This window comes from Enterobacter cloacae complex sp. P24RS (assembly GCF_014982165.1).
Classification (GTDB): domain Bacteria; phylum Pseudomonadota; class Gammaproteobacteria; order Enterobacterales; family Enterobacteriaceae; genus Enterobacter; species Enterobacter quasihormaechei.
The window spans coordinates 61,432-79,264 of the sequence record NZ_JADCKU010000005.1 but is presented as its reverse complement, the minus strand read 5'-3'; the positions used below and the strand labels follow the sequence as shown (position 1 = coordinate 79,264).

General features: G+C 59.6%; 20 protein-coding genes. 3 read left to right on the top strand and 17 right to left on the bottom strand.

What is annotated here, in order from left to right:
• Position 1 precedes the first annotated feature (1 nt).
• From INF58_RS06695 to INF58_RS06685, 3 genes are read right to left on the bottom strand one after another with little or no spacing between them, the layout of a single operon-like run.
• Positions 2 to 1,261, bottom strand: a complete 1,260-nt coding sequence (locus tag INF58_RS06695) for an NAD(P)/FAD-dependent oxidoreductase (protein WP_193527314.1) — start codon at positions 1,259 to 1,261, stop codon at positions 2 to 4.
• On the bottom strand, positions 1,258 to 1,977 hold the full coding sequence (locus tag INF58_RS06690) for an SDR family NAD(P)-dependent oxidoreductase (protein ID WP_193527313.1): 720 nt from the start codon (positions 1,975 to 1,977) through the stop codon (positions 1,258 to 1,260). The genes INF58_RS06695 and INF58_RS06690 overlap by 4 nt, the downstream gene beginning before the upstream one ends.
• Positions 1,974 to 2,408: a nuclear transport factor 2 family protein gene (locus INF58_RS06685; protein WP_063451410.1), complete on the bottom strand. Its 435-nt coding sequence runs from the start codon at positions 2,406 to 2,408 to the stop codon at positions 1,974 to 1,976. The genes INF58_RS06690 and INF58_RS06685 overlap by 4 nt, the downstream gene beginning before the upstream one ends.
• A gap of 258 nt (positions 2,409 to 2,666) precedes the next feature.
• Between INF58_RS06685 and INF58_RS06680 the strand changes: the two genes are divergently transcribed.
• The gene (locus tag INF58_RS06680; protein ID WP_022648035.1) at positions 2,667 to 2,864 is read left to right on the top strand and encodes a hypothetical protein; all 198 of its coding nucleotides are present in this window, start codon (positions 2,667 to 2,669) and stop codon (positions 2,862 to 2,864) included.
• Position 2,865: 1 nt separating this feature from the next.
• The gene (locus INF58_RS06675) at positions 2,866 to 3,618 is read left to right on the top strand and encodes a hypothetical protein (RefSeq protein WP_063866783.1); all 753 of its coding nucleotides are present in this window, start codon (positions 2,866 to 2,868) and stop codon (positions 3,616 to 3,618) included.
• 53 nt (positions 3,619 to 3,671) lie between these two features.
• On the opposite strand, the gene INF58_RS06670 is transcribed toward INF58_RS06675, so the two are convergent.
• Positions 3,672 to 5,648, bottom strand: coding sequence for an alkyl/aryl-sulfatase (locus INF58_RS06670; protein WP_193037437.1), 1,977 nt, complete (start codon positions 5,646 to 5,648; stop codon positions 3,672 to 3,674).
• A gap of 201 nt (positions 5,649 to 5,849) precedes the next feature.
• Between INF58_RS06670 and INF58_RS06665 the strand changes: the two genes are divergently transcribed.
• Positions 5,850 to 6,485 carry a helix-turn-helix domain-containing protein gene (locus INF58_RS06665; protein ID WP_131637613.1) on the top strand — a complete coding sequence of 212 codons (636 nt, stop codon included), beginning with the start codon at positions 5,850 to 5,852 and terminating at the stop codon, positions 6,483 to 6,485.
• Positions 6,486 to 6,525: 40 nt separating this feature from the next.
• Here the strand turns inward: INF58_RS06665 and paaY are convergent, their stop codons facing one another.
• The 13 genes from paaY to paaA form a co-directional block, all read right to left on the bottom strand.
• The gene (gene paaY, locus INF58_RS06660; RefSeq protein WP_193032487.1) at positions 6,526 to 7,131 is read right to left on the bottom strand and encodes a phenylacetic acid degradation protein PaaY; all 606 of its coding nucleotides are present in this window, start codon (positions 7,129 to 7,131) and stop codon (positions 6,526 to 6,528) included.
• A gap of 9 nt (positions 7,132 to 7,140) precedes the next feature.
• Positions 7,141 to 8,076 carry a phenylacetic acid degradation operon negative regulatory protein PaaX gene (gene paaX, locus INF58_RS06655; RefSeq protein ID WP_107535295.1) on the bottom strand — a complete coding sequence of 312 codons (936 nt, stop codon included), beginning with the start codon at positions 8,074 to 8,076 and terminating at the stop codon, positions 7,141 to 7,143.
• Positions 8,077 to 8,186: 110 nt separating this feature from the next.
• Positions 8,187 to 9,503, bottom strand: a complete 1,317-nt coding sequence (gene paaK / locus INF58_RS06650; RefSeq protein ID WP_063866788.1) for a phenylacetate--CoA ligase PaaK — start codon at positions 9,501 to 9,503, stop codon at positions 8,187 to 8,189.
• 26 nt (positions 9,504 to 9,529) lie between these two features.
• Positions 9,530 to 10,735, bottom strand: coding sequence for a 3-oxoadipyl-CoA thiolase (gene pcaF, locus INF58_RS06645; protein WP_193527312.1), 1,206 nt, complete (start codon positions 10,733 to 10,735; stop codon positions 9,530 to 9,532).
• Positions 10,735 to 11,157: a hydroxyphenylacetyl-CoA thioesterase PaaI gene (gene paaI, locus INF58_RS06640; RefSeq protein ID WP_063866790.1), complete on the bottom strand. Its 423-nt coding sequence runs from the start codon at positions 11,155 to 11,157 to the stop codon at positions 10,735 to 10,737. Before paaI ends, pcaF begins: the two co-directional genes overlap by 1 nt.
• The gene (paaH, locus tag INF58_RS06635; RefSeq protein WP_193527311.1) at positions 11,147 to 12,574 is read right to left on the bottom strand and encodes a 3-hydroxyacyl-CoA dehydrogenase PaaH; all 1,428 of its coding nucleotides are present in this window, start codon (positions 12,572 to 12,574) and stop codon (positions 11,147 to 11,149) included. Before paaH ends, paaI begins: the two co-directional genes overlap by 11 nt.
• A gap of 1 nt (position 12,575) precedes the next feature.
• Positions 12,576 to 13,364: a 2-(1,2-epoxy-1,2-dihydrophenyl)acetyl-CoA isomerase PaaG gene (gene paaG, locus INF58_RS06630; protein ID WP_193527453.1), complete on the bottom strand. Its 789-nt coding sequence runs from the start codon at positions 13,362 to 13,364 to the stop codon at positions 12,576 to 12,578.
• Positions 13,364 to 14,131, bottom strand: coding sequence for a 2,3-dehydroadipyl-CoA hydratase PaaF (gene paaF, locus INF58_RS06625; protein WP_193527310.1), 768 nt, complete (start codon positions 14,129 to 14,131; stop codon positions 13,364 to 13,366). Before paaF ends, paaG begins: the two co-directional genes overlap by 1 nt.
• Positions 14,128 to 15,198: a 1,2-phenylacetyl-CoA epoxidase subunit PaaE gene (gene paaE, locus INF58_RS06620; RefSeq protein ID WP_063866793.1), complete on the bottom strand. Its 1,071-nt coding sequence runs from the start codon at positions 15,196 to 15,198 to the stop codon at positions 14,128 to 14,130. Before paaE ends, paaF begins: the two co-directional genes overlap by 4 nt.
• Positions 15,199 to 15,205: 7 nt before the next feature.
• The gene (gene paaD / locus INF58_RS06615; RefSeq protein ID WP_107535289.1) at positions 15,206 to 15,703 is read right to left on the bottom strand and encodes a 1,2-phenylacetyl-CoA epoxidase subunit PaaD; all 498 of its coding nucleotides are present in this window, start codon (positions 15,701 to 15,703) and stop codon (positions 15,206 to 15,208) included.
• 11 nt (positions 15,704 to 15,714) lie between these two features.
• Positions 15,715 to 16,461, bottom strand: coding sequence for a 1,2-phenylacetyl-CoA epoxidase subunit PaaC (gene paaC, locus INF58_RS06610; RefSeq protein ID WP_193527309.1), 747 nt, complete (start codon positions 16,459 to 16,461; stop codon positions 15,715 to 15,717).
• 8 nt (positions 16,462 to 16,469) lie between these two features.
• Positions 16,470 to 16,757: a 1,2-phenylacetyl-CoA epoxidase subunit PaaB gene (gene paaB, locus INF58_RS06605; protein WP_193527308.1), complete on the bottom strand. Its 288-nt coding sequence runs from the start codon at positions 16,755 to 16,757 to the stop codon at positions 16,470 to 16,472.
• 12 nt (positions 16,758 to 16,769) lie between these two features.
• Positions 16,770 to 17,699 (bottom strand): 1,2-phenylacetyl-CoA epoxidase subunit PaaA, encoded by a 930-nt coding sequence (gene paaA, locus INF58_RS06600; RefSeq protein WP_063866796.1) that lies wholly within the window; start codon positions 17,697 to 17,699, stop codon positions 16,770 to 16,772.
• Positions 17,700 to 17,833: the final 134 nt, after the last annotated feature.

Genomic DNA, 17,833 nt, shown 5'->3' with positions numbered 1-17,833 from the left:
CTCAGTTGCCCTCCCCGGCCGCGAGAGCATTCACCACGTCCAGCGCGCTGCGCACACCATCTTCGTGAAAGCCGTTGTACCAGTACGCGCCGCAGAACCAGCTCCGCTGGCGACCGTTTATCTCGCCGCGCCGGGCCTGGGCATGCCAGCTCTTCGGGTTAAAAAGCGGATGCTCATAGACAAAGCGGCGCAGCACAAAGCGCTCATCCACTGGCGTTTCCGGGTTAAGGGTGACGCAAAACAGCGGACTGCCGGCGGGCAGCCCCTGTAAAATATTCATGTTGTAGGTAACGCAGGCGCTGGCATCATCCTGCTCGCTGAGGCGATAGTTCCAGCTGGCCCAGGCGCGCTTGCGCACCGGCAGCCAGCGCGGATCGCTGTGAAGTACCACCTCGTTACGCTGCCAGCCGATATCCCCCAGCACCTCGCGTTCAGCCTGCGTCGGGCTGGCGAGCATCGCCAGCGCCTGTGCCGAGTGGCAGGCAAAGATCACCTGATCGAAGGTATGCGTAACGCCTTCCCGCTCAATGTCGACGCCGCGATCGTGGCGAACAACCTTCTGAACCGGCGCGTTGAGGTGCAGCGTCAGGCGATCGCCAAGCTTGTCCATCATCGCGCGGATGTACTCCCGGGAGCCGCCCGGCACCACGTACCACTGCGGACGATGGGTGATGTCCAGCAAACCGTGGTTGTCGAAAAAGCGTAAAAAGAGCGGCAGCGGGAACCGTTTCATCTCCTGTAGCGACGATGACCAGATCGCCGCCCCCATCGGCAGGATGTAGTGACGGGCAAAAAAAGGCGTGAAGCGGTGTTGGCGCAGGAACGTCTCCAGCGTGGCGGACTCGCTAACGTCGCCCTCAAGCGTCTGTTTCGCCAGCCGGTTAAAGCGCACGATCTCCTTCAGCAGCGTCCAGAAGCCGGGGTTCAGCAGGTTACGACGCTGGGCGAACAGCGACGTCAGGGTATGCCCGTTATACTCCAGCCCGCTCTGCGGGTTGTGCACCGAAAAGCTCATCTGCGTTTTTTGCCCGCTGATGCCCAGTTCGCTGAGCAGCCCCATAAAGCGCGGATAGGTGCGGTCGTTATAGACGATAAAACCGGTGTCGATGGCATACGTACCCTGCGGGGTGTCAACATCTACCGTTGCGGTATGGCCGCCCGGCGTAGCCTGCGCTTCAAAAAGCGTGACCTGATGATGTCCGGCGAGCCGCCAGGCACAGGTTAATCCGGCGATGCCGCTGCCGATAATTGCAATCTTCATGGCCGCACCATCCTGCGCAGCAGTGCGCGCTGAAGTACGTTGGGCAGGCCGGAAAGCAGGCGCAGCGCCAGGCTGAACCCGGCGGGAAACGCGATAGTATCTTTCCCTTTTGCCAGACCGCGACGAATAGCGCTGACGGCCTGCTCCACGCTAACCCGGCCCGGCATCGGAAAATCGTTTTTGCGGGTCAGCGGCGTGTCGACAAAACCGGGTGAAACGACCGTGACGGCAATCCCTTTCGGCTCCCAGTCGAGGCGTAGCGTGTCGGCAAACCAGGTTAACGCCGCCTTGGAGGCGCCATACGCTTCGGCCCGGGGGAAGTGAAGCCAGTGCGCCATCGAGCTGACCAGCACCACGCGGTTGCCGGATACCAGCTGCGGCTGCAACGCGGCAAGGCAGTTTACCGGCCCCATGAAATTGGTGGTCATCACCCGCTCCACCAGCGCGGCATCCACTTCGCCGCGATCGAGATACTCGCAGGTTCCGGCGCAGAGGATCACCGTATCGGCAGCACAGTCCGCCAGCGCCTGGCGACAGGCGTCCCTGTCCGTCATATCGAACAGGCGCACCGTAATAGTGGGGCTGTGCTGATGCAGGTCCGCCAGGCGTTGCGCATCGCGCCCGCAGGCAATCACCCGGTAGCCGTCGTCAGCGAAAGATTTCGCCAGCCCTGCCCCTATCCCCGAGCTTGCGCCGGTAATCAGAACCGTTTTCATGATTTCACTCTCCGCTTAACGCCGCGTACGGCCCAGCCGAGCACCGGAAGGTGTTCATAAATCATCTCTCCGGCATCGTAGTAATCGCGCTGGCGAACAATGCGATCGTCGCACATGTCTACCACGGAGCAGCCCGGTAGTTGCCGCATTGCCCCCCGGGCAATACGCGGGTGCGACCAATGCATAATCCAGGTGACAACAAAGCGCTCGCCCTGCTGCAACGGTGCATCGACGGTAAAGCGACAGTGCTGAACGTTAGCCAGCAGATGGGTGAAATAGCGCTGAAGCGCGAACAGCCCGCTGTGTTCGCCAAAGGGATCGATAAGCGTGGCATCGGCGCGATAAATCTCCGCCAGCGCCGAGGGTGGCTGGGTATCCAGCGTGGTGTAGTAATCAACGAACCGACTGATGACGGACGGCAACGTGCTCATGGGTCACATCCTGGCTGTAAACAACGTAGCGAAATCGCATAATTAAAACTTACACAATTAGCGTTATTTGTCCAAGTTCAGGAGAATATATTTTTTATTGTCGCTTATTTTCAACAGGTTAAATGCAGCCCGCGCAGCGCCATTTTTTGATAAAAGTTAGACACCCTCACCGAAGCCAGCTTTTTTAGGGATAACCTTAAGGCAAAAGTGCCATTTATCTTCCAGACTTATCCTTTTAATTCATAAGGATGTCACGCGATGAAAAATTTACTGATGGCGCTCTTTTCCAGCCCGGAATCTTTGTTGCAGGTCATGAGTCACCAGGAAATTATCGAAGCCGTAGAGGATGGCGACCGCATCATTATCGACCAGGATGGAAACGCCTCGGTTAACTACAAAAGCAACGAGGTACGGCAGGACTTTCTGCGCCATGTCAACGCGCTAAAGAGGGCCTGAGATGGGAACGGCAATTTTTATGGTCTTGATGGTATGCGGGTACTGGTACACCAGCCGCGACCTGTCAACGCGATTCAAAATTAAGCGTTCTTTCGGCTGGGACGTCTATTTTCTCGTGGCGCTGTATGGCTGTATTTTCGTCCTTCAGGGGGTAATCGCCACCGGCCTGCTGTGGCTGCTGTTGTTCGCCCTCTCCGCCGCCGATAACACTTTCCATTTCACGTCTGCGAAATATGCCGACTGGCAAATTGATTTTATGAACTGGAGCTTCCTGGGTATTCAGGCTCCGGTAGTGGTAATGCTGGCCTTTGCGATCCTGTTCTGTCTCTACCGCTCGAACTGGGCCGGCAGCGCGCGGCTCGACGGCGAAGGCCGGAAAAAATTGTACAAGCGGCTGGCGCAGTCGAGCGGTATCGAACAGCTCCTCTATCAGTGCATGGAAGAAGGCGAGCTGGCGCACGTCACGCTGAAATCGCGGCGGATTTATATTGGCATGATCCATACCGCCACGCTGGAGTATGAAAAAACCGCCAATATTGTGCTTATTCCGATGCTGAGCGGCTATCGTGACGGGAAAAACATGCAGCTGTGCATTGAACACAACTACAGCAAATGGTACGCCGAGCATGAGGTTACGCTCGACTCAGAGCCAAAAAGCGCCATGGATTTCCGTAAGGTGATTATGCTGGACCAGATTGAGAGTATTTCGCTCTTCGACCCCGCAAGCGCGAGCGCGCTGGCGATGCGTGAATAAAAAAATGGCGCCTTATTTCTAAGGCGCCAGGATTAAGAGGATGAAACCTAAACTTACGGCGTTACGATATTGAACCAGAAGTCAAACGTATCCATGTAGCTCAGCATCTCTTCCAGCTTCGCCCCGTCTCCGCTCACCTTCACGTCACCCTTGTCCACTGCCTGCTTCAGCGTCTCTTTCTTCAGGATGATGTCGTTCAGTGTGGTACGGTCAAGCGCGATGGTCGCGTCGGCATCCTTCGCCTGCGCGTTGGCGGTATGGTTCAGCACGCCGTTTTCCAGCTCCAGCTTGTATTTACCGCCATCCTTACCGAGGTCGACGTTAAACACCGCTTTGGCGTTACCGGCACGCACCCCGTTGATGTGCACGCCCAGGTAATCGAAGAACATTTCTGGCGTCATCGCACGCACGGTATCCGGGCTGGCGGTGTTCGGCGTCGGCAGCTTTTTCACGCCATTTCGCAGCTCCTGCGCGCCGGTCAGGTAGAAGTTACGCCAGGTGCCCGCTTCCGCCTGATAACCTAACTGCTCCAGCGCATCGGCTTCCAGGTTACGTGCCGCCTGGTTGTTAGGATCGGCAAAGACCACTTTGCTCACCACCTGGGCAACCCAGCGGTAATTGCCCTGCTGATAATCCGCTTTGGCTTTCTGCATAATGGCATCAGCGCCGCCCATGTACTGCACGAACTTCTTCGCTGCCTGTTCAGGCGGCAGCTCGTCGAGGGTTGCCGGGTTGCCGTCGAACCAGCCGAGATAAAACACGTAGGTGGCTTTGACGTCGTGGCTAACGGAGCCGTAGTAACCGCGGCTCGCCCACTGCTTCTCCAGCGATTCCGGCAGCTTAAATTCTGCGGCAATTTCATCGCGGGTCAGGCCCTTGTTGGCCATACGCAGGGTCTGGTCGTTGATGTAGCGGTACATATCGCGCTGGCCTTTCATCAGCTTGACGATATTCTCGTTACCCCAGGTCGGCCAGTGGTGCTGTGCAATAATCACTTCCGCGTCCGCGCCCCAGCGCTCAATGGCGGCGTTGATGTACTTAGACCAGGCCAGCGGATCGCGAATTTTCGCGCCCCGCAGGGAGTAGGTGTTGTGCAGCGTGTGGGTCACGTCCTCTGCGGCCTCGATCATTTTCTTCTCTTTGACGTACCACAGCATCTCCGAGGGGGCTTCTGAACCCGGCGCCATCATAAAGTCGTAGGTCAAACCGTCGATCACTTCTTCCTGACCGGTATGGGTGATGTAGTTGGTCGGCGGGATGAGGGTGACGGTACCCGCAGAGGTGGTGGTGCCAAGGCCCGCACCCACCTGGCCTTTTGCGTCCGGCTTCAGCAGGTTGCCGTACATATAGCTGGCACGGCGGCTCATCGCGTTCCCGGCCATAATGTTTTCGGAAACCGCCTCTTTCATAAAGCCATCCGGCGCGTAGATTTTCACTTTGCCTGACTTCACGTCGGCTTCGTCAACCACGCCGCGCAGGCCGCCGTAGTGGTCAACGTGGCTATGGGTGATCACCACCGCCACCACCGGCTTCTTGCCGCGGTTTGCATAGTAGAGATCCAGCGCTTCTTTCGCCGGTTCAGCGCTTAGTAGCGGGTCGATAACGGTAATGCCCTTCTCGCCCTCAATGATTGTCATGTTGGAGAGATCGAGATTACGGATCTGATACACGCCGTCGGTGACCTTAAACAGTCCGCCAATGTTGATCAGCTGTGACTGGCGCCACAGGCTCGGGTTCACCGTATCCGGGGCTTTTTCACCCTCTTTCACGAAGTCATACTTCGCCGGGTTCCAGATAACGTTTCCTTGCTCGCCTTTGATCATGTTCTGCGGCAACGGGGCGATAAAGCCCTTATGGGCGTTTTCAAAATCGGTTTTATCGGCAAAGGGCAGTTTATTATACAGGGCGTTATTAGCCTGCTGGGTTGTGGGTGTGGCATCCTGCGGCTGCACTTCAGCCCATGCAGAAAGCGAAAGCGATGTTAACACACCGGCCAGCGCCAGTTGCTTAGCGATTATCGTTAATTTCATTAAATGGCCTCATAGATTAATTGCGCCGCCCGGATATTTACTGCTGGCGGATAATTTAATGCGAACTCATTGAGGACCATTCTAAACAGAATACTTTCCCATCATAGTCCCATATGGGACTGGTATGAGGTTGTCTCGTCATCAGGACGCGACTCCTGCTATACTCGATGCGACGACAGACGTTGCGGGACGAGGCCTAGCGTGAATTTTCAGGACATCCATACCTATTATCAGCAGCTCAATATTGGGCGCTTTTTTCCACAAATCCTGTCTTCAGGAGAAGCGCTAACCGTTGCCGCAAATAAAAAGTTAGCCGTCGAGCCCGGCTATATTTATTTCTGTACCGAAGGTTCTCTGACGATATTAATGCCTGAAGATGGGTTGAATATTGGCAATACCATTGAATATATGCCCATCGGTCTAATGGAACGCTATTGCCCGCTAGCGAAATTTGAATATCGCAGCAGTGCGAAGGTTAAACTGGTAAAAATTCCCTACGCCGATTTCGACCAGCTATTTTTGCACGGCGGGCCAGAACGCGTGCAGGCGCTGACCACTATTCTGACCTTCATGTCGATTTTTACTATCGATCTGCACAACGAGCGCGGACAGGTCACGAGCTACCAGACCATCAAACACATGCTGTACCGCTATCTCTATCGGCAGGAAACCCACACGGGCGAAAATGAAGGCCTGGCGCTGTTTATCATCAAGCGCACCAACCTGTCGCGAACGCATGTTTTTCGCGTGCTGGCAGATCTGAAAGCCGGGGGGTATATCACCGTGAAGCGCGGAAAGCTGGTGTCGATTGACCGGCCGTTGCCGGAAGCGTATTAAGCTCGGCCTCACGGATTTAAAAGACGCGCACAACCGGCGATTAATCATCCCGACCAGCCGATTTTGGCCGCAAATTCTCATCGAAGACCAGCCGCTTGCGTCCGGGCTCTTCTTCGCGCAGCGGCTCCACCTGATGCAGCGTCTGCTTACAGCGGTCCACCAACACCTGATACTCCCGCGTGCCCTGCATTTTCCACTCGATTTCCTGCGCGCTCAGCTCACGAATCGCTTTTGCCGGACTGCCAAGGATCAAATGATTCGCCGGCATCTCCGCTTTCGCCTTCACAAACGCCGCCGCCCCGACGATGCTGTTTTCGCCGATCGTCGCCCCGTCCATCACCACCGCATTCATCCCCACCAGCGCATTACGGCGGATGACGCAGCCATGAAGGATTGCGCTGTGGCCGATATGCCCGTCCTCTTCCACCACGGTGTCCTGCTCCGGAAAACCGTGCATCACGCAGTTATCCTGAATGTTCGCGCCGTCTTTCACTACGATTCGGCCAAAATCACCGCGCAGGCTGGCGTTGGGACCCACGTAAACGCCTTTTCCGAGGATGACGTCACCAATCAGCACCGCCGTCGGGTGAACATAGCTCTCTTCAGGCACGACCGGCGTCAGACCATCAATTTGATAAACAGGCATACCCTCTCCTTATGTGATATTCAGACCACCAAAGCGCTGATGATAAAGCGTGCCGGGCGCGGGCAGCTCGCCCACGGAGGTCTCGCCCTTCTCGCTGACAAACGCCAGGGCGCCCGCCGCCACGCGCTGGTAGATGTTAATGCACAGCTGCCGCGCGCTCTGTCCCGCCCAGTGCGCAGGGAGTAACTCCTCCGGCAACAGCGGATCTTTCAGCACCACGCGACGATAAAAATGAATGAGTAACAGCTGGATCTGGAAGCAGCGCTCCGGGGTTAACTCCTCCGGCGACGCCTCCTTCAGAAGCGGCAGCAGCGGACGAAATGAATGGATAAACGTTTCGTACATCGCGTTTTGTTCAGTCAGCTGCCAGCACTCTTCCACGCGGGCTCGTAACGCCGCGCGTGATAAGGCCAGCGGTGAATGGGCCTCAAAGAAGATGACGTTTTCCGCCACGCCCGCGTCATGCAGCAGAGACTGCACATCCGCCAGGTTCTGCGACGGCGAGGCCATCAGGCTCGGCGCCAGCGTGCCAAACCCTTGCCAGATAAGCTGTTTTTTTACATCCGCGAGCGTGGTTTTATCCAGCCCCTCGGAGAGCAGCAGCAGCCATTTACCGTCCCAGGCCGGCAATTCCGCACGGTAGATTTTATTTTCCGCACGACGGGTCAAACGCAGCCCCTTGTCGCTGAGACGGTAAAAGCTGCGGCGACCTATTCGGGACACATCCAGCCAGCCCTCTTTGTTGAGGCGAAACAGCGCGGTGCGCACAAAGCGCTCGCCAAATCCCATCCCTTCCAGCAGGGCCGCCAGGCTGCCGAGCCAGATCTCTCCGCCGCGATGGGAAAGCGCGTCGCCATACAGCGAGGAGATAAGCGACGTTCCGCTCACCGGAACCGAGCTGACCGCGTGCTGGATAAAAGCGTCAAGTTTATTCATGTGATTCATTCTGTTGATATTTTTTTCCTGGATGAATCATAGCACAGGAATTTGGGTTTCCCCCCTCACCCCAGCCCTCTCCCTCAAGGGAGAGGGGGCCGTCATGTTGTGAGGTTCCTTCACCCGTTAGCCGCGACCTTACGCAGATCAAATACCCGGCAGGCTTTGCCTTCGGAGCGCGGTATGCTGCCGCAGTTCACGATCGTCACGTCCGTTGAGATCCCCACCATCGATTTAATACGGTGCCGCAGCTGGTGGCAGACCTGACAGCGCTGTTCATGCGTCAGCGTTAAGCTGCTCTGTTTTAGTTCGACCTTCACCGAAAGTGAATCAAGATGTCCGCGGCGGTTGACCTCCAGCTGATAGTGCGGCGAAAGGTGTTCGAACTTAACGATCTCCTCTTCCAGCTGTGACGGGAAGACGTTCACGCCGCGAATGATCAGCATGTCGTCACTGCGCCCGCTGATGCGATCCATCCGGCGCATGGTGCGCGCGGTGCCCGGCAGCAGGCGCGTCAGGTCGCGGGTGCGGTAGCGGATCACCGGCAGCGCCTCTTTGGTCAGGGTGGTGAACAGCAGTTCGCCCTGCTCCCCGTCGGCCAGCGGCGTGCCGTCATTGGGGTTAACGATTTCCGGGAAGAAATGATCTTCCCAGATGGTCGGGCCGTCCGTGGTTTCCAGACACTCCATCGCCACGCCCGGCCCCATCACTTCCGAAAGACCATAGATATCCAGCGCGGTAATGCCCAGCCGTTTTTCAATTTCGCCGCGCATCGCCTGCGTCCACGGCTCGGCGCCGAAAACGCCCACGCGCAGGGAACAGGCGCTGGCGTCACCGCCCATCTGACGCTCCAGCTCTTCGATAAGGTTCAGGCAGTAAGAGGGTGTCACCATGATCATATCCGGCTGAAAATCGCGGATCAGCTGCGCCTGCTTCTCCGTCTGGCCGCCGGACATCGGTATCACCGTCGCCCCCAGACGCTCGGCACCGTAGTGCGCGCCCAGCCCGCCGGTGAACAGCCCGTAGCCGTAGGCCACGTGAATTTTATCCTTTGCGCTGCCCCCGGCGGCGCGCAGGGAGCGGGCGACGATATTGGCCCAGTTGTCGATATCATTTTGGGTATATCCCACCACGGTCGGCTTCCCGGTGGTGCCCGACGAGGCGTGGATACGCACCACCTGCTCCATCGGCACCGCAAAGGTATCGAACGGGTAGTTGTCGCGCAGATCCTGCTTGGTGGTGCACGGGAATTTTTGCAGGTCCGCCAGCTCGTTAAAATCGTCAGGGTGAACGCCCGCGGCGTCAAACTTGCGTTTGTACATCGGAACGTTGTGGTAGGCGTGGTTCAGCGTCCACTTCAGGCGCGCGGTCTGCAACGCCTGTAATTCATCAACGGACGCGGTTTCGATCGGATCAAGCTTTGTTGTATTTATCATCGCAGGGTACTCACATTATTGTTCGCTCAAACACGCTCAAGGATCATGGCAATGCCCTGACCCACACCGATGCACATCGTACACAGCGCGTAGCGCCCGCCGCGTCGGTGCAATTCATTGCTTGCCGCCAGCGCCAGTCTGGCACCGCTCATGCCCAGCGGATGACCTAGCGCGATCGCCCCGCCGTTCGGATTGACGTGCCCGGCGTCATCCGGCAAACCCAGCTGGCGCAGCACGCCCAGCGCCTGGGCGGCGAAGGCTTCGTTCAGCTCAATGACATCCATATCGGTGATGCTCAGCCCGGCACGCTCCAGCACCTTGCGGGTGGCGGGCACCGGGCCTAACCCCATCAGACGCGGCTCGACGCCCGCGGTCGCCATTGCCACTATGCGCGTGCGCGGCGTTAACCCCTGGGCAAGCGCCATCGGCTCGCTGGCGATAATCAGCGCCGCCGCGCCGTCGTTCACGCCGGAGGCGTTCCCCGCCGTCACCACCCCGTTCTTACGGAACGGGGTTTTCAGCGCGGCAAGCTGTTCAAGGGTGGTTTCGGCGCGCGGATGCTCATCCACGCTCACTTCCGTCACCGCCCCTTTTTTTCCCGCCACCTGTACCGGAATAATTTCCTGTGCCAGAACGCCGTTCTGCTGCGCCCGCGCGTTGCGCTGCTGGCTGCGCAGGGCAAACGCGTCCTGATCGGCACGGCTGATATTTAACAATTTCGCTACATTCTCTGCCGTTTCGGGCATGCTGTCAGTTCCGTATTGCTGATGCATGAGCGGATTCACAAATCGCCAGCCGATGGTGGTATCGAAGATCTCCGCCTGACGCTGAAACGCAGCGGTGGCTTTGCCCATCACGAACGGCGCTCGGGACATCGACTCCACGCCGCCGGCGATCAGCAGATCGCCGTCGCCCGCCTTAATGGCGCGTGCGGCAAAGCCAATCGCGTCCAGACCCGACCCGCACAGGCGGTTAATGGTGGTGGCGGACACCGTCTGCGGCAGCCCGGCCAGCAGCGCCGACATGCGCGCCACGTTGCGGTTATCTTCCCCGGCCTGATTCGCGCAGCCGAAGATCACGTCATCAATGCGCTCCAGATCGAGCTGCGGATAACGCGCCAGCAGCGCGCGCAGCGGCACGGCCCCTAAGTCATCGGCGCGCACGCTGGCCAACCCTCCGCCGTAACGGCCGACCGGGGTACGCACCCCCTCACAAATAAATGCGTCACGCATCAGGCTTCTCCTGTCACACTGCCGCCGGTGCGGTGGGATTTCCCGCGAAAAAGCGCGACGGTTTTCTGGTGTTGGTTCTGAATTTCAATGTCGTATACGCCGGTCAGCTTGCCCTGATGCTTCACCCGTGCGGTGGCGGTCAGCTTGTCTCCGGCAAAGCCCGGTCGCAGAAAGTCGATGGCGCACCCTGAGGCTACCGCCGCCAGCCCCTGACTGTTGCAGGCGTAGGCAAAGGCGGTATCGGCCAGCGAGAACAGCTGTCCGCCGTGGCAGGTTTTATGCCCGTTAAGCATCTGCGGGGTGATGGTCATGGTCACCACCGCATAGCCCTCGTCCATGTCGATAATGTCCATCCCCATCGCCTGCGCGCAGGCGTCTTGTTCGTACATCGCGCGGGCGTTATGCCAGGCGTTATGACTCATAGCTACTCTCCAGAAGCGCACGCTGGCGCAGCAGGGAACAAGGGCGATAGCGTTCCTCGCCGTAGTGACGTTGCAGGTTCTCCAGCAGCGTTAACAGACGCTGCCAGCCAAGGCGCTCGCCCCAGGCGATGGGACCGCAGGGATAGTTGACCCCTAAGCGCATGGCGGTATCGATGTCTTGCTCGCTGGCGACCCCTTTTTGCAGGGCGTCCAGCGCTTCGTTGGCAATCATCGCCACCGTGCGCCAGACCAGCAGGCCGGGGTAATCCGCAATCTGTAACACCCGCTTCTCCTGATGCTGCAACCAGTAAATGGCCTTCTGCGTGGCGGAGCGCGGATTGCCGGGCGCGGCGGCAATTACGGCCACATCCCGCTCGATACGGTCGACTACCACCACCGGGCAGCCGTGGCGCAGCGCCAGCGCCTGCGCGGTTTCACCCTGCGTTTCAATCAGCAGCAGTTCGTCAATTTCCGTGACACCGTCACTTCTTCGCTGTACGCGCATCGGGCTGAAGCTGTCGCTGACCGGGTCGAGCCAGCTGACGGCGGTTTTTTCCTCCTGCCAGCGGTAAACGCCCTGCCCGCTTTTTTTGCCCAGACGCCCCGCCAGCACCAGCTCCTGCTGCATCAGCGACGGCAGAAAACGGCGCTCCTGCCAGAAGGCGTTAAACACGGAGCAGGTCACGGCAAAGTTGACGTCCTGACCGATCAGGTCCGTCAGCTCAAGCGGCCCCATCGGGAAGCCGCCGCCGTCTCGCAGGGCGGCGTCGATCGCCTCGGGCGTTGCCACCTGCTCTTCCAGCGCGCGCCAGGCTTCCGAATAGAACGGACGCGCCACGCGGTTGACGATAAACCCCGGCGTGGACTGACAGCGTACCGGCTGCTTTCCCCAGCTCAGCGCCAGCTCGCACAGCGCATCGGCCACTTCGGACGAGGTGGCCAGCCCGCTGACCACCTCCACCAGCTTCATCACCGGCGCGGGGTTGAAGAAGTGCAGCCCGGCGACGCGTTCAGGGTGGCTAATCTCCGCCGCAATCGCGGTAACGGAAATGGACGAGGTGTTGCTGGCGAGCAGCGTCTGCGGCGGGCAGACCTCTGCCAGCTGGCTAAACAGGGCTTTTTTCACCTCAAGCCGTTCGGAGGCCGCCTCGATCACCAGATCGGCTTTCGCCAGGGCATTGATAGTCGTCACCGGCGTCAGGCGGGACAGGATCTGCTCCGCGGCGTCGGCAGAAAGTTTTCCGCGCGAAACGCGAGAGATCAGGCGCTGGCGAATGCCGTCAACGGCTCGGGAAATCGCCGCTGCGTCAATGTCGTACACCAGCACCGGATGACCGTGGCTGGCCGCCACTTCGGCAATGCCGGCACCCATGGTGCCGCTGCCGATCACGGCGATCGTATGAAGGTTGGTCGCCATCTTATTTCCCCGTAAAGTTCGGCGTACGTTTTGTCAGAAACGCGCTGACGCCTTCCCGGTAGTCGTCGCTGCGTCCGGCCAGACGTTGGTAGTCGCGCTCCAGATCGAGCTGGGCATCAAGGGTGTTGGTTTCGGCGGCGTTAATCGCCTGCTTGATCAGGCCCAGGCCAAAGGTAGGCTGAGAGGCAAAATGCAACGCCATCTGCCGGGCGGTGTCAGAGAGCTGCTCATCGTCCACCACCTGCCAGATCATCCCCCACGCCTGCGCCTGTTCGGCGCTGAGCTTATCGCCCAGCAGCGCCAGCCCCATGGCGCGGGCGCGTCCGGCCACGCGCGGCAGCAGCCAGGTGCCGCCACAGTCCGGCACCAGTCCGAGCTTGCTGAAGGCCATCACAAAATTAGCTGAACGGGCGGCAATCACTATGTCGCAGCCGAGGGCCAGCGTGGCACCCGCTCCCGCCGCCACGCCGTTAACCGCGCAGATCACCGGCTTCGGCAGCTTCGCCAGGCGGCGCACCAGCGGGTTGTAAAAGGTCTCAACGGACATGCCCAGATCCGGCGCGGGACCGTTGGGATCCACGTTACGATCGTTAAGGTCCTGCCCGGCGCAGAAACCGCGCCCCGCCCCGGTGATCAGCAGACAGCGAATGGCGTCATCGCGCTCGGCCTGCTTCAGGCATTCGGAAAGCTGCTGGTGCATGACATCGTTAAAGCTGTTCAGGCGATCCGGGCGGTTCAGCGTAATGGTCATTACGCCCTGCTCAACATGGCTCAGAATACATTCCACAATTAGCGTCCTTTGAAGTCTGGGGTGCGTTTTTGTAAGAAGGCGTCGATACCTTCCCGGCGATCGTCGGTGGCCGCGAGCAGCGTAAACAGCTGACGCTCCTGCGCCAGCCCGGCCTGGAGAGGGACTTCCTGCGACTGGCGTAGCGCCTGCTTCGCCGCCTGTAGCGCCAGCGGCGAGTGGCTCGCCATCCGTGCCGCCAGCTTCAGGGCGTACTCCAGCGTCAGCGAGGCCGGGAAGACGTCGCTGACCAGCCCGGCGCTGTGCGCCTGAACCGCCGTGATGCTTTCACCCGTCAACACCATTTTGCAGGCCAGGGATTTGCCCACGCTGCGGATCAGCCGCTGGGTGCCGCCTGCGCCCGGCATGATCCCGAGGGTGATTTCCGGGAGGCCAAAACGGGCGTTATCGCCGGCAATCACCACGTCGCAGAGTAGCGCCAGCTCGCAGCCGGCGCCCAATGCGTAGCCGTTCACGGCGGCGATCAGCGGTTTATTGAAGGCGTCTATCCGTGCCCACAGCCGGGGGCGAATATCATTCAGGGTGGCGGACAGATCTTTCTCCGCCATTTCGTTCAGATCGGCCCCGGCGGCAAAGCAGCGTTCATTGCCAGAAATCACGCAGACGGCGATTTCAGCATCCGCTGCGGCGGCCTCAAGCTGCTCGGCAAGCTGCATCAGCAGCGTATTGTTGAGCGCGTTGCGCGCCGCCGGACGATTTAGCGTTAGCTGCAACACGCGGCCATGACGGGTGACAATCAGTTCGCTCATGCCATCCCCTTCGCGTCAAAATCGACGATGACGTCGGCGGTTAACGGCAGCGCCTGACAGCTCAACACATAGCCCGCAGCCAGCTCGTCCGGCTCCAGGCTGTAGTTGGTCGCCATATCGACTTTTCCGCGCAGTACTTTGCATTTGCAGGTGGCGCATACGCCGCCCTTGCAGGCATACGGCAGATCCGCGCCCTGACGCAGGGCGGCGTCCAGGATGCTCTCATCGTCCGCCGTCAGGGTAATTTCCCGATCGCGTCCGTCCTGACGGACGGTGACCTTCTGCCCCTCGGCCTGCACGCTGTGCGTCCGTTTCACGGTAGTGCCCGGCGTGTTAAACCGCTCAAGATGGATCGCTTTTTCCGGCATGCCGAGCGCTTTCAGCGCCGCCTCGGCCTCGTCCATCATCGCCGACGGGCCGCAGATAAAGGCTTCGTCGTACTGGCGGAAATTGATCAGCGTTTTTGCCAGCGCCTGGAGCTTTTCGCCGTCAATGCGGCCATGAAGCAGATCGCTGTCGAGCGTCTCCTGGCTGAAGATGGAGACCAGTTGCAAGCGCTGCGGATATTTGTCCTTCAGGTCTGCCAGTGCCCGACGGAACATCATACTCTGGCTGCTGCGGTTGCCGTAAATCAGGGTGAAGTGGCTGTGCGGTTCCGTGGCCAGCGTAGCGGATAAAATGGCCAGCATCGGGGTGATCCCGGACCCGGCGGCGATTGCCAGATAGTGGCCTTCGCGTTCAGCCTGCGGCTGGTAGCCGAACTGCCCCTGGGGCACCATCACCTCTAAAGCCATGCCCTGCTTAATCTCGTCCCGGGCGTAGCGGGAGAAGCGCCCGCCGTCGATGGCCTTGACCGCTACGCTGATCTCCCCCGGTGCGGTGCTCCGGCAGATGGAGTAGCAGCGGCGCAGTTCGTCACCGCCAAGCCTGGCTTTCAGGGTCAGATGCTGACCGGGGCGGAAGCGGTACGCCTCCTGCAACGCCTGCGGCACCGCGAAGGTAATGGTCACCGCGTCGCGGGTTTCAGGTTCTACTTTTGCCACTGTTAATGAATGAAACGTTGTCATGGCGGCCTCAAATACATTTGAAATAGTCGAAGGGCTCACGGCAGGTATTGCAGCGGTAGAGCGCTTTGCAGGCCGTCGAACCAAATTCACTGATAAGCGCGGTATCGGTGCTCGCACAGCGCGGGCAGCTCACCTCTGCGGGAGCGTGGGCATGGCAGCTATGGCCGACAGGCGGGCTGATACCATATTCACGCAGGCGCCTGCGCGCATCGTCGGTCATCCAGTCGGTGGTCCAGGCGGGCTCCAGTTGCAGCACAATATGTACCGGGGAAAAGCCGTTCCCGGTCAGGGTTTCGCGGATGGCCCCCAGCAGATGCTCCGTTGCCGGGCAGCCGGAATAGGTCGGCGTGAAGCCAATAACCCAGCCTTCCCCCTGCGCCTTCACGCTGCGCACCATGCCTAAATCGGTAATGGTCAGCACCGGCACTTCCGGGTCGGGGATCTGGCTTAGCAGCGCCCAAATCTGCGGGATTTGGGCAGGCGCAATGTCGACGAGGCGTTGCATAGCGTTCTCCTTCACCACTGCTGGCCGGGGTAGACGCGCTGGAGATACTGCATCTCTGCCAGCATCGGCCCCAGGTGTTCGGTATGAAGCCCCTTCTTGCCGCCCGTGCGATACGCCACGTCTTCGGGCACGCGGAGGGTGGCTTCCGCCAGCCCGTCGAACACTTCGCGCTCCCACGGCTCGCGCAGGGTGCGGGGATCGACCGCCACGCCGGCGTCAATCAGCGCCAGCTCGACGTCGTCGGCATCGAACAGCTCGGCCGTAAAGCGCCACAGGCTATCCACCGCCTGCTGCATTTTCTGGGCGGAGGTTTCTGTTCCGTCGCCCAGACGCACCAGCCAGCCGCGGCTAAAGCGCAGGTGATAGCGCGCCTCCTTAATGGCTTTTGCGGCGATGGCGGCAAGCTGGCCGTCGCTGCTGTGGATCAGTCGCTCGTACAGCGCCACGTTCCACGCATCCATAAGATACTGACGGGCAATGGTGTCGGCGAAGCTGCCGTTTGGCTGCTCCACCAGCAGCAGATTGCTGAACTGACGCTCATCACGGCCATAGGCCAGGGTGTCTTCATCCCCCGTACCGTCCAGATCAGCGGCGTAGGTCAGGAAGTTGCGCGCCTGGCCGAGCAGGTCGAGGCCGATGTTGGCGAGGGCCAGGTCAATCTCCAGCTCCGGCGCGTGGCCGCACCAGGCGCCCAGACGCTGGGAGAGCACCAGACCGTTGTCGCCCAGTCGCAGGGCATATGCAGATACGTTGTTCATCCCTACCCTCACATGTGCTCAATGCCATCAGGGATGGTGTAAAACGTCGGATGGCGGTAGACCTTGCTTTCCGCCGGATCGAAAAATTCACCGCTCTCTTCCGGCTGGGAGGCGACGATTTCGATCGCCTTTACCACCCAGATGGAACAGCCTTCGCTGCGGCGGGTATAAGCGTCACGCGCGTTTTCCAGCGCCATGCGGTCGTCGGCAGCGTGCAGACTGCCCACGTGACGGTGCGACAGCCCCTGCTTAGACCGGACAAACACTTCATATAACGGCCAGTAAACATTGCTCATGGTTGATTCCTCTTATGCGGCCTGGCGGGCGCGTTGTTTTTCGGCATGCGCCAGCGCGGCTTCACGCACCCACGCGCCGTCGTCCCAGGCTTTACGTTTTGCGGCCAGACGTTCGTGGTTACAGATCCCGCGCCCGTTGATGACCTCGTCAAATTCCTGCCAGTCGATATCGCCGAAGCGGTAGTGGCCGCTCGCGTCATCAAACCGCAGGTCAGGGTCCGGCACGGTCATGCCGAGCATTTCCACCTGAGGCACCGTGTTATCAACGAAGCGCTGGCGCAGCTCATCGTTGCCGAAGCGCTTGATCTTCCAGGCCAGGCTGCGGGCACTGTTTGGCGAGTTGTCGTCATTGGGTCCAAACATCATCAGCGCTGGCCACCAGAAGCGGTTAATGGCGTCCTGCAACATCTGACGCTGGGCTTCGCTGCCCTGCGCCAGCGCCATGCAGGCCTCAAAACCCTGACGCTGATGGAAGCTCTCTTCTTTACAGATTTTCACCATCGCCCGGGCATACGGGCCGTAAGACGTGCGGCACAGCGCCACCTGGTTCACGATGGCCGCACCGTCCACCAGCCAGCCGATAACGCCGATATCGGCCCAGCTCAGGGTCGGATAGTTGAAGATGGAGGAGTATTTCATCTTGCCGTCGAGCATCTTTTGATAGATGTCCTCCCGGGCGCAGCCCAGCGTTTCCGCCGCACTGTAGAGGTAGAGGCCGTGTCCGGCTTCGTCCTGCACCTTCGCCAGCAAAATGGCTTTCCGGCGCAGCGTCGGCGCGCGGGCGATCCAGTTCCCTTCCGGCAGCATGCCGACAATTTCAGAGTGGGCGTGCTGTCCAATCTGGCGGATCAGCGTCTTGCGGTAAGCTTCCGGCATCCAGTCCTGCGGCTCGATGGCCGTCTCCTGCGCGATGCGTTGCTCAAAGCGTTGTTCTTGCGTCACATAACCACCTTTATGATTCGTTAGATCACCACATGTAGCAAAATGGTGAATCACTTGTTTTCTTAAAAGTTACACAAAGGTTAAATATAACCCCAAGAAGCGTTTGCTTATTTTGTGACGACGCTCGCAAGGGT

What these genes read in the sequence shown, in the direction of transcription:
- INF58_RS06695 (WP_193527314.1), bottom strand. Translation starts at nt 1,261, where the DNA reads ATGAAGATTGCAATTATCGGCAGCGGCATCGCCGGATTAACCTGTGCC.
- paaC (WP_193527309.1), bottom strand. Translation starts at nt 16,461, where the DNA reads ATGAACAACGTATCTGCATATGCCCTGCGACTGGGCGACAACGGTCTG.
- paaD (WP_107535289.1), bottom strand. Translation starts at nt 15,703, where the DNA reads ATGCAACGCCTCGTCGACATTGCGCCTGCCCAAATCCCGCAGATTTGG.
- paaK (WP_063866788.1), bottom strand. Translation starts at nt 9,503, where the DNA reads ATGATAAATACAACAAAGCTTGATCCGATCGAAACCGCGTCCGTTGAT.
- pcaF (WP_193527312.1), bottom strand. Translation starts at nt 10,735, where the DNA reads ATGCGTGACGCATTTATTTGTGAGGGGGTGCGTACCCCGGTCGGCCGT.
- INF58_RS06675 (WP_063866783.1), top strand. Translation starts at nt 2,866, where the DNA reads ATGGGAACGGCAATTTTTATGGTCTTGATGGTATGCGGGTACTGGTAC.
- INF58_RS06690 (WP_193527313.1), bottom strand. Translation starts at nt 1,977, where the DNA reads ATGAAAACGGTTCTGATTACCGGCGCAAGCTCGGGGATAGGGGCAGGG.
- INF58_RS06685 (WP_063451410.1), bottom strand. Translation starts at nt 2,408, where the DNA reads ATGAGCACGTTGCCGTCCGTCATCAGTCGGTTCGTTGATTACTACACC.
- paaY (WP_193032487.1), bottom strand. Translation starts at nt 7,131, where the DNA reads ATGCCTGTTTATCAAATTGATGGTCTGACGCCGGTCGTGCCTGAAGAG.
- paaB (WP_193527308.1), bottom strand. Translation starts at nt 16,757, where the DNA reads ATGAGCAATGTTTACTGGCCGTTATATGAAGTGTTTGTCCGGTCTAAG.
- paaX (WP_107535295.1), bottom strand. Translation starts at nt 8,076, where the DNA reads ATGAATCACATGAATAAACTTGACGCTTTTATCCAGCACGCGGTCAGC.
- paaF (WP_193527310.1), bottom strand. Translation starts at nt 14,131, where the DNA reads ATGAGCGAACTGATTGTCACCCGTCATGGCCGCGTGTTGCAGCTAACG.
- paaE (WP_063866793.1), bottom strand. Translation starts at nt 15,198, where the DNA reads ATGACAACGTTTCATTCATTAACAGTGGCAAAAGTAGAACCTGAAACC.
- paaH (WP_193527311.1), bottom strand. Translation starts at nt 12,574, where the DNA reads ATGGCGACCAACCTTCATACGATCGCCGTGATCGGCAGCGGCACCATG.
- paaI (WP_063866790.1), bottom strand. Translation starts at nt 11,157, where the DNA reads ATGAGTCATAACGCCTGGCATAACGCCCGCGCGATGTACGAACAAGAC.
- INF58_RS06680 (WP_022648035.1), top strand. Translation starts at nt 2,667, where the DNA reads ATGAAAAATTTACTGATGGCGCTCTTTTCCAGCCCGGAATCTTTGTTG.
- INF58_RS06670 (WP_193037437.1), bottom strand. Translation starts at nt 5,648, where the DNA reads ATGAAATTAACGATAATCGCTAAGCAACTGGCGCTGGCCGGTGTGTTA.